This window comes from Actinomadura rayongensis (genome assembly GCF_009831215.1).
GTDB classification, from domain to species: Bacteria; Actinomycetota; Actinomycetes; order Streptosporangiales; family Streptosporangiaceae; genus Spirillospora; species Spirillospora rayongensis.
Genome location: NZ_WUTW01000004.1, coordinates 288,353 through 298,018, shown reverse-complemented (window position 1 = coordinate 298,018; position 9,666 = coordinate 288,353). Strand labels below are relative to the sequence as shown.

Genomic DNA, 9,666 nt, shown 5'->3' with positions numbered 1-9,666 from the left:
GCAGCCGCTACTGCTTGGTCACCGTCCCGTACGCGAGGGCGCTGCCGGCCGTCGGCGTGCTCTGCCGCCACTCCCACCGCATCGTGGTCGAGGACGACGGCAGGAAGCTCACGTACCCGTCCGCGCACTGCGACTTGTCCGACAGCAGCGACTCCTCGCGGTACACGTAGCGCACGCTGTTGGTGTTCTCCGGCATCAGCGTCAGCTTGGTGTAGCAGGTGCTGTGCCCGTCGGTGTAGGTGTACGTCGCCGTGCCCGCCTTGCCGAACAGGTAGAACGACGGCGTGAACGACTCGCCGCCGGACGACGTGTTCGGCTGGTAGCCCGTGCCCTTGTACGTCCCGATGAGCCCGCCGCCGAGCGCCGAGCTGAACGTCGGGGACGGCGAGTAGTCGATGATCGGGTCGTCGTTCCCGCTGTTGGCCACGACCACGACCACCACGACGGCGATGAGCGCGATCAGCGCGAGCACGCCGCACCCGATCCCGATGAACACCCCCGGGTTCGTCCCGGACGGCTTGGGCGGCGGCGGGCCGTACGGTCCGGCCATCATCGGCCCCGGCGTCGCGGGCCCCCGCATCGGCGGCGGCGTCCCCGGACCCGGCTGCGGACCGCCCTGGTACATCGGCATCGGCGGGGGCGTCAGCGGCTGCGGCGGCGGCGTGTGCGGCCCCGCCTGGCCCATCCCCTGCTGACCGAACCCGGCCTGGTTCAGCGGCATCGGCGGCGGCGTGATCGCCTGCTGCGGCTGGTGGTGCGGCGGCTGCTGGGGCGGACGCGGCGCGGGCGGTGCGGGCGGCGCCGGGAGCTGGGACGCGATCCGGGTGCCCTGGTTCATCAGCGCCTCGGCGTCCGCGCCCTGCCCGGCGGGCGCGGCGCCCGCGCCGTCCAGCAGGAACAGCAGGAGCTGCGCGGCGGGCGGGCGGAGCCCGGCGTCCTTGGACAGGCAGCGGCCGATGAGGTCGCGCAGGTGGCCCGCCGGCAGCGCCGACAGGTCAGGCTCGTCGTTGAGGATCTTGTTGATGATGACCGGCAGCGTCTCGGCCTCGAACGGCGACTGCCCGGTCGCCGCGAACACCATCGTCGCGCCCCACGCGAAGATGTCCACGGCCGGGGTCAGCGGCGCGCCGGTGAGCTGCTCGGGGGCCAGGTAGCCGGGCGTCCCGACGACCATGCCCGTCGCGGTGACCGCGCTCTCCTGCGAGTTGACGGTCCGCGCGATGCCGAAGTCGACGACGCGGGGGCCGTCGGACGCCAGCATGACGTTGTTCGGCTTGAAGTCGCGGTGGACGATCCCCGCCTCGTGGATCGCCGCGAGCGCCGTCACGGTGCCGATCGCGAGCCGTTCCAGCTCCTCGCGGCCGAACGGCCCGTTGTGGGCGATGGCGTCGTGCAGGGACGGCCCGTCGATGAACTCGCTGACGACGTAGGGCTGGTCGCCCTGGACGTCGGCCTCCAGCACCCGCGCCGTGCAGAACGGCTCGACCTTCTGCGCCGCCGCGACCTCCCGGGTGAACCGGGCGCGCGCGGACGGGTCGGCCGCCATCTGGGTGTGCAGCAGCTTGATCGCCACATAGGCGCCGCCGCCGCGGACACGGCCGAGGAACACCGCGCCCTGCCCGCCCGCGCCGAGTCGCCCGACCACCTCGTACTGTCCCAGCGCCCGGGGGTCCCCTGGCTCCAGGGGAGCGGCATCCGGCATGTCCAGTTCCTCCACCCGCAGTGAATGTGCCCGCCGTCGATCCCGGCCCGGCCCGGCCGTGCGGCGCGCCCCGTCCTCCACGGGGCCGCCCCGGTCTCAGGCGGGCACGATATCGCGTTAGTTCGGACGTTTCACCGAAGCTCGTGGTTCGGTCCTTTCGCTCCGGACCGTCCTCGGCGTCCGCCGCGGCGCGCCAGATGCGTCCCGTCCCACCGGACCCGCCGGGAACCCGCACCGGCGCGGCGCGTGTGAGGTTGGTGCGCGCCGGGCACTGGGTACCGATATGATCCCGGCCGCCGTGGGTTGCCGAGCCGGAAGTCACGGCCTGTTCCACACCGTGACGACCTGCACGAAGGTGACGCAAACCACATCATCGGCGGCCATGTCGATGTCGGCCGTCAACCGTGGAGGTGGTCGCGCCTCGTGTGTCGCAGCTCACCGCACGTGACAGAATTTCCCGCCCGGATCGGGCACAAGAACGGCCCTTCGCGCGTTAGATCCGCGCGACGGGGCGCATAAAGCATCGAGGGGGATGGAGACACCAAGATGGCGACCGACTACGACAGCCCACGCAAGACCGACGACGACATCAACGAGGACAGCCTTCAGGAACTCCAGGCTCGGCGGGCCGACAAGGCCGCGAGCATCATCGACGAGGACCTGGACGCCGGCGAGGTCGCGGAGCTTCCGGGCGCCGATCTCTCCAACGAGGAGCTGACCTTCCGCGTGGTGCCGCGGCAGGCCGACGAGTTCACGTGCACCCGGTGCTTCCTGGTGCACCACCGCAGCCAGCTCGCCAGCGAGAAGAACGGCCGGCTGGTCTGCCGCGAGTGCGCCGCCTGACCGGCGCGGTGAAGGACGGGATGACGGACGGGACGACCGGCACGGGCCGGGACGAGGCGGAGTCGGCCGACGGCGGCTCCACCGAGATCGGCGCGCTCATCGGGCGCCTCGCCGTGCCGGGCGACATGGACCGCGAGACCCGCGGCCGTCTGCTCGCGCGGCTGGCGCGCCTGCTCGGCGCGAGCGCGCGCCGTGCCGGGACGGCCGGGGTGGCCGGGGGCCGCTGGCTCGCCGACCTGCTCCTCGCCGCCGGACCGCACATCCCCGTCCGCGATCTCGCGACGCTCCGCGAGCACCACCACGGCCTGGCGGGGGAAGCCCTGGCCGACAGCGTGGTGCGGATGGCGGGGCACGGCACGACCGCCGTCGGGGCGGCGGGCGGGGCGCTCGCGGCGGTGCAGTTCACCGCGCCGCCGCTGCTGCTCACCGCGCCCGCGCAACTGGTCGCCGAGACCCTGGTGGTCGCGGCGATCGAGGTGAAGATGATCGCCGAGCTGCACGAGGTGTACGGGGTGCGCGTCGAGGGCTCGGGAACGGTCCGGGCGACGTCCTACGTGACGGCCTGGGCCAAACGGCGGGGCATCGACCCGCTGGAGGAGGGGACGCTCACCGGAGCGCTCGGGACCGCCGCCAAGTCCGCCCTCCGCAAACGGCTGCTGAAGACGCTCGGGCGCAGCCTGACCACGATCGGCCCGTTCCTGACCGGCGCCGCCGCCGGGGCCGCGCTGAACCGCGCCGCGACGCGCAGGCTCGCCGGCGCCGTCCGCGCCGACCTGCGCCGCGCCGGGCCCGGCGTCGTCGTGTCGTCGGCGGCCCCGGGGACGTCCCCGGGCAAGGTCCTGCGCCTCCCGCGCGCCGACGAGCGCTGACCCGGCGTCCGGCCGGGGGCGGGAGCGGCCTTGTCGACGGCGCCCGCCCCGGCGCGCGTCAGGGCGCGGCGTCGGCCACGAGCTGGGACGGCAGTTCGCCGGTCCCCTTCGCCCACTGGCGCGCGGCGGCGCGGGTGGCGAGCAGCCGCGCGACCTCGACGCCGATGCCGACGACGACGACCCAGCCGACCGCCTCGCTCAGCGCCACGTCCGGCGACTCGGGGTTGACCGGCGGCTCCTTGCCGGTGCTCTTCTTCCAGGCGACGCCGATCGCCTTCTTGGCGGCCCAGCCGCCCGCGAACGCCGCGGCCCCGGCCACCAGCCGCCAGCCGATGTCGCCCTTGTCCGCCATCTTCGTCCTCCCGATCGTCCAATCCTGATCACGACGCTACCGGAATCGCCCATCCCCGGCCGCCCGGGCCGCGCCGGTCAATACGATGGCCGCATGACCGGACAGTCGTTTACCCCACAGGTCCCCGCCAAGCCCTCGATCGACGGCCTGGAGGACAAGTGGGTACGCGTCTGGGAAGAGGAGGGGACGTACCGGTTCGACCGGACCCGCCCCCGCGCCGACGTCTACTCCATCGACACCCCGCCCCCGACCGTCTCCGGATCCCTGCACGTCGGGCACGTCTTCTCCTATACCCACACCGACGCGGTCGCGCGCTACCAGCGGATGCGCGGCCGGGCGGTCTTCTACCCGATGGGCTGGGACGACAACGGGCTGCCGACCGAGCGCCGCGTCCAGAACCACTTCGGCGTGCGCTGCGAGCCGTCCCTGCCATACGATCCTGAATTCGAGCCGTTCGCGCAGCGTGCGCCCCGCGCCCGCGGGGATGGTCCGAGACAGATCCCGATCTCGCGGCGGAACTTCATCGAGCTGTGCGAACGGCTCACCGAGGTGGACGAGCGCGCGTTCGAGGAGATGTGGCGCCGCGTCGGCCTGTCGGTCGACTGGGACCACCTCTACACGACGATCGGCGCGACGGCCCGGGCCGCGTCCCAGCGCGCGTTCCTGCGCAACCTGGCGCGCGGCGAGGCGTACCTGGCGGAGGCGCCGACGCTGTGGGACGTCACGTTCCGCACTGCCGTCGCGCAGGCCGAGCTGGAGGACCGCGACGAGCCCGGCGCGTTCCACCGGCTGCGGTTCCGGAGCGCGGACCGTCCGGTCTACATCGAGACGACGCGGCCGGAGCTGCTGCCCGCGTGCGTGGCGCTCGTCGCCCACCCCGACGACGCGCGCTACCAGGAGCTGTTCGGGACGACGGTCCGGACGCCGCTGTTCGACGCCGAGGTGCCCGTCCTTCCGCACCGCCTCGCCGACCCCGAGAAGGGCTCGGGCATCGTCATGGTCTGCACGTTCGGCGACCTCACCGACGTCACGTGGTGGCGCGAGCTGGACCTGCCGACCCGCGCCGTCCTCGGCCGGGACGGGCGGTTCGCCGCCGAGCCGCCGCCGGGCGTCGCGCCCGGGCCGTACGCCGAGCTGGCCGGGAAGACGGTGTTCTCGGCGAAGGAGCGCGTGGTGGAGCTGCTGCGCGCGTCCGGGGACCTGGACGGCGAGCCGCGCAGGCTCGTCCGGCCGGTGAAGTTCTTCGAGAAGGGCAGCCGCCCGCTGGAGATCGTCACGACCCGGCAGTGGTACATCCGCAACGGCGGCCGGGACGCCGAGCGGCGGGAGCGGCTGCTCGCCCGGGGCCGGGAGCTGCGCTGGCACCCGGCGTACATGCGGGCGCGGTACGAGAACTGGGTCGAGGGCCTCAACGGCGACTGGCTGGTCTCGCGGCAGCGGTTCTTCGGGGTGCCGATCCCCGTCTGGTACCCGCTGGACGACGCCGGGGAGCCGCGCTACGACGCGCCGATCGTCCCGGCGGAGGCCGAGCTGCCGGTGGACCCGTCGTCGGACGCCCCGCCCGGCTACAACGAGGACCAGCGCGGCGAGCCTGGCGGGTTCACCGGCGATCCGGACGTCATGGACACCTGGGCGACGTCGTCGCTGACGCCGCAGATCGCGGGCGGCTGGGAGCGCGACCCGGACCTGTTCGGCCGCGTGTACCCGTTCGACCTGCGTCCGCAGGCGCACGACATCATCCGGACGTGGCTGTTCTCGACGGTCGTCCGGGCGGACGCCGAGCACGGCGGCCTGCCGTGGAGCGACACCGCGCTGTCGGGGTGGATCCTCGACCCGGACCGCAAGAAGATGTCGAAGTCCAAGGGCAACGTGGTCACGCCGATCGCGCTGCTGGAGGAGTACGGGTCGGACGCGGTGCGGTACTGGGCGGCGAGCGGCCGTCCGGGCACCGACACGGCGTTCGACACCGGGCAGATCAAGGTCGGCCGGCGGCTCGCGATCAAGATCCTGAACGCGTCGAAGTTCGTCCTCGGGTTCGGCGCGGCGGACGGCCCGGCGACCGAGCCGCTGGACCGCGCGATGCTCGCCGGGCTGGCGCGCGTGGTGGACGAGGCGACGCGCGCGTACGACGACTACGACTACGCGCGGGCCCTGGAGCGCACCGAGCGGTTCTTCTGGGAGTTCTGCGACGACTACCTGGAGCTGGTGAAGGACCGCGCGTACGGGACGGGCCCGGCGGCGGCGTCGGCGCGGTCGGCGCTGCGGACGGCGCTCGGCGTGCTGCTGCGGCTGTTCGCGCCGGTCCTGCCGTTCGTGACCGAGGAGGTCTGGTCGTGGTGGCGGGAGGGCTCGGTGCACCGCGCGCCGTGGCCCGAGGCCGCCGAGCTGGCCGACGCCGGGGACGCCGACGTCCTCGCGGTGACGGGCGCGGCGCTGCGCGAGGTCCGGCGGGCCAAGTCGGCGGCGCGGGCGTCGATGCGGGCGGACGTGACGCGCGCGGTCGTCCGGGGCGCGGCGGCGGACCGGGTGGCGCGCGGCGACCTCGCGGCGGCGGGCCGGATCGCCGAGCTGCTGCTGGAGGACGGCCCGGCGGAGCTGGCCGTGGACGTGGAGCTGGCGGCGGGCTGACCGGCCCTCAGGCGGTCTCGGCCGCGACCTCGGCCGGGACCGCCGCGGGCGGCGCGTCCGGGGTCGTGGGCCGGTCGGAGGTCCGGTCGGCGGGCCGGTCGCACGCCGGGTCGGTCGCGCCGACGGCCTGGAGCACGCCGCCGAGCACCCGGACGGACAGGTCGCGGACGTCGTCGCGCTCCAGGTCGCCGCGTTCGAGCCAGGCGACGGCGGCGCCCTCCACGAACGACATCCAGCCGTCGATGGCGACGCGCAGGACGGGCCGGGGGTCGGGGGAGCCGATGAGGCCCTGGCTGAGCGCGGTGGCCAGACGGGTCCGGACGCGCCGGTAGAACGCGGCGACCTCGTCGTCCACGCCGATGCCGCCGCTGAGGATGGTGTGGAACGCCGAGCGGTGCCCGTCGGCCCACCACAGGAACCCGTCGAGCGTGCGGATGAGCCGTTCGGCGGGGGAGAGGCCGTCGTACTCCTCGGTCAGCTCCTCCAGCGCGGACGCGGCGGACTCGATGACGGCGAGGAACAGGCCGCGCTTGCTGCCGAAGTAGTAGTAGATGAGGCCTTTGGCGACCCCGGCGGCGTCGGCGATCTCGTCGATGGACAGGACGTCGTAGGGCCGGTCGGCGAACAGCGCGCCCGCCGCCTCCAGGATCGCGCCGCGCCGTGCCTCGCCCCGCCGGCCGGATCGGGTCTGGTCCTGGCTCGCCTGGGCCGTCATCGCGTCCTCTCTTGACTTTCGTTCAGCGGCTGCTCATATTAGATCGGAAGTCTAATTGGCGTGGCGGACGCGGTTAACGCGCGGACGATCAAAAACCGCGCCGCGGTTCCGGCCTCGCGTGAGTACGACGGGTCCGGCGCGCCCCCCGTCCGGCGGCTCCCCTCGATCGTCGGACCGATCGCCGGTGCGACGCAAGTTCGTGCCGGGACGGACGCGACGAGTGATGCGGAACACACGGAGGAGGCGGCATGAACGACCCCGTACCGGACGAACGTCACCCCGTCATCGCCCCCCGGCGGGTGCGGTTCGACTGGTCGGACACCCCGCTGCACTGGATCCCCGGCGAGCCCGTCGCCACCCACTTCATCAACGTCCTGCACCTGCTGCTGCCCGCCGGCGAGCGGTGGTTCGTGCGCGTCTACAAGCAGGCGCTGCCGCTGGTGGCGGGCGACGAGCGGCTGCACGCCGAGGTGCGCGGGTTCATGGGGCAGGAGGCCGTCCACGCCTACTCCCACCAGGGCGTCCTGGACCGGCAGATGCGCGCGCGGGGCCTGGACCCGCGCCCGCTCACCGCGCGGATCGAGTGGCTGTTCCAGACGCTGCTCGGCGACCGTCCGCCCGTCCCGCTGTTGCCCCGGCGGGCGTGGCTGAACGCCCGGATCGGCATCATCGCCGGGATCGAGCACTACACGGCCGTCCTCGGCCAGTGGATCCTGGAGGCCCGCGCGCTGGACGCGGCCGGCGCCGACCCCACGATGCTCGACCTGCTGCGCTGGCACGGCGCCGAAGAGGTCGAGCACCGATCGGTCGCGTTCGACGTGTACCAGCACGTCTCCGGCGCGTACTGGCGCCGTTTCATCGCGTTCCTCGCGGGGGTCGTCGCGATGCCGCTCGCGGTCTACCTCGGCGCGGTGTTCCTGTGCGCGCAGGACCCGACGCTGAAGGGCGTCCGGCCGCGCGTCCGCGACTACCGGCGGGCCGTCCGCAAGGGCCTGCTGCCGAGCAACCGCTTCATGATCGCCGCCGCCCGCCGCTACCTGCGCCGCGACTTCCACCCGTCCCGCGAGTGCTCGACCCGGCTCGCCACCGCCTACCTCACCACCTCCCCCGCTGCCCGGGCCGCGTCCTGACGGCGGGGGAGGCCCCGCGCCGGTAAAATCCGAGCGGCCGGTGAGCGGCGACGCTCGTCCGCCGGACCCCCGATCCCGACGGCGAAGGTGGCACGTGAGCGAGAAGGTCGACGTCCTGATCAAGCGGCTGGACCCGGAGCTGCCGGTGCCCGGCTACGCCCACCCCGGCGACGCGGGCGCCGACCTGTACGCCGCCGTCGACGTCGAGCTGCCGCCGGGGGAGCGCGCGAGCGTCCCGACCGGGGTGTCGATCGCCCTGCCCGACGGTTACGCGGCCTTCATCCACCCGCGCTCGGGTTTGGGGGTTAGGTTGGGGGTGACCATCGTCAACGCACCCGGTACGGTCGACGCCGGCTACCGAGGTGAGATCAGGGTGACCCTGCTGAACACCGATCTTCGCGAGACCGTCCGGCTGCGCCGCGGCGACCGCATCGCGCAGATGGTCGTGCAGCGCGTCGCGCACGCGGTCTTCCACGAGGTCGCCGATCTTCCGGGCAGCGCCCGGGGGGCGGGCGGCTTCGGTTCCACCGGGGGGTTCGGGGAAGGGGACCGGGTGGCCGACAACGAGGATCGTCGATAAGGAGCGTGTGTCGTGGCTTTTGGACGTCGCCGGCAGGCCGACGAGCAGGTGGCGGAGGACGCCGAGGACCTGGCTCCGGCGGTCGAGGAGGCCGAGGCGGAGGCCGCCGACCCGGCCGAGGGCGGCCCCTGGGACTCCGCCGAGTCCTACCCGGACATCCAGCGCCTGGACTTCGGGGCGCTGCAGGTCCCGGTGGCCTCGGGGCTCGGCTTCCAGGTCAACTTCGAGGCGACCGAGGTGGACGAGGAGGGCAACCCGGTCAACGGCCGTCCGGTGGCCGTCCTCGTGCAGCACGGTGAGAGCGCCATGCAGCTCCAGGTCTTCGCCGCGCCCAAGCGGTCCGGCATCTGGGACGACGTCCGGCGCGAGACCGCCAAGGACATCGAGGAGCAGGCGCAGGGCCAGACGCAGGAGGGCGAGGGACCGTTCGGCCCCGAGCTGATCGCGATGGTCCCGGCCGCGCTGACCGAGGAGGTCCTCGCCGAGATGCCCGCCGAGGTCCGTGAGCAGATCCCGGCCGAGTTCGTCGAGCAGGGCTGGGCGCCGCAGGTCGTCCGGTTCCTCGGGATCGACGGCCCGCGCTGGTTCCTCCAGGCCGTGGTGCAGGGCGCCGCGATCGAGGACGAGGAGCAGTGGCAGGTGCTGGAGGACGTGCTGCGCGGCGTGGTCATCCACCGCGGCGACCAGCCGATGCCGCCCCGCGACCTGCTGGAGCTGCGGATCCCCAAGGAGTTCAGCGAGGCGGGCGAGCAGGACGGCGAGGGCGCCGAGCAGACGTTCGACCCGTTCGAGCGCGGCCCGGAGATCACCGAGGTCCGCTGACCGTCCGCCGCCGGAGGGTGGGCTT

At 73.7% G+C, this 9,666-nt stretch carries 9 protein-coding genes; 6 read left to right on the top strand and 3 right to left on the bottom strand.

Going from position 1 to position 9,666, the window contains the following annotated elements:
* Window positions 1-7: 7 nt before the first annotated feature.
* Entirely contained in the window at window positions 8-1,702 is a 1,695-nt protein-coding gene (locus tag GQ466_RS20595) for a serine/threonine protein kinase (RefSeq protein ID WP_161104621.1), read from the bottom strand.
* Window positions 1,703-2,248: 546 nt separating this feature from the next.
* Here GQ466_RS20595 and GQ466_RS20590 point away from each other — a divergent pair.
* Window positions 2,249-2,545, top strand: coding sequence for a DUF4193 domain-containing protein (locus GQ466_RS20590; RefSeq protein ID WP_019631276.1), 297 nt, complete (start codon window positions 2,249-2,251; stop codon window positions 2,543-2,545).
* A 20-nt stretch (window positions 2,546-2,565) separates the two neighbouring features.
* Entirely contained in the window at window positions 2,566-3,414 is an 849-nt protein-coding gene (locus GQ466_RS20585; protein ID WP_378186550.1) for a hypothetical protein, read from the top strand.
* A gap of 58 nt (window positions 3,415-3,472) precedes the next feature.
* Here GQ466_RS20585 and GQ466_RS20580 read toward each other — a convergent pair whose 3' ends face one another.
* The gene (locus tag GQ466_RS20580; protein WP_161104620.1) at window positions 3,473-3,766 is read right to left on the bottom strand and encodes a DUF4235 domain-containing protein; all 294 of its coding nucleotides are present in this window, start codon (window positions 3,764-3,766) and stop codon (window positions 3,473-3,475) included.
* Window positions 3,767-3,859: 93 nt separating this feature from the next.
* On the opposite strand from GQ466_RS20580, the gene valS reads away from it, so the two are divergent.
* A complete protein-coding gene (gene valS, locus GQ466_RS20575) occupies window positions 3,860-6,394 on the top strand; it encodes a valine--tRNA ligase (protein WP_161104619.1) in 2,535 nt (844 codons plus the stop codon).
* 7 nt (window positions 6,395-6,401) lie between these two features.
* Here the strand turns inward: valS and GQ466_RS20570 are convergent, their stop codons facing one another.
* Window positions 6,402-7,109 carry a TetR/AcrR family transcriptional regulator gene (locus GQ466_RS20570; RefSeq protein ID WP_161104618.1) on the bottom strand — a complete coding sequence of 236 codons (708 nt, stop codon included), beginning with the start codon at window positions 7,107-7,109 and terminating at the stop codon, window positions 6,402-6,404.
* Between the two features lie 248 nt (window positions 7,110-7,357).
* On the opposite strand from GQ466_RS20570, the gene GQ466_RS20565 reads away from it, so the two are divergent.
* The 3 genes from GQ466_RS20565 to GQ466_RS20555 all read left to right on the top strand — a co-directional run bounded on the left by GQ466_RS20565 (window position 7,358) and on the right by GQ466_RS20555 (window position 9,641).
* On the top strand, window positions 7,358-8,239 hold the full coding sequence (locus tag GQ466_RS20565) for a metal-dependent hydrolase (RefSeq protein WP_161104617.1): 882 nt from the start codon (window positions 7,358-7,360) through the stop codon (window positions 8,237-8,239).
* Between the two features lie 94 nt (window positions 8,240-8,333).
* Window positions 8,334-8,819: a dUTP diphosphatase gene (dut, locus tag GQ466_RS20560; RefSeq protein ID WP_161104616.1), complete on the top strand. Its 486-nt coding sequence runs from the start codon at window positions 8,334-8,336 to the stop codon at window positions 8,817-8,819.
* A 12-nt stretch (window positions 8,820-8,831) separates the two neighbouring features.
* The gene (locus tag GQ466_RS20555) at window positions 8,832-9,641 is read left to right on the top strand and encodes a DUF3710 domain-containing protein (protein ID WP_161104615.1); all 810 of its coding nucleotides are present in this window, start codon (window positions 8,832-8,834) and stop codon (window positions 9,639-9,641) included.
* The last annotated feature ends 25 nt before the right edge of the window (window positions 9,642-9,666 follow it).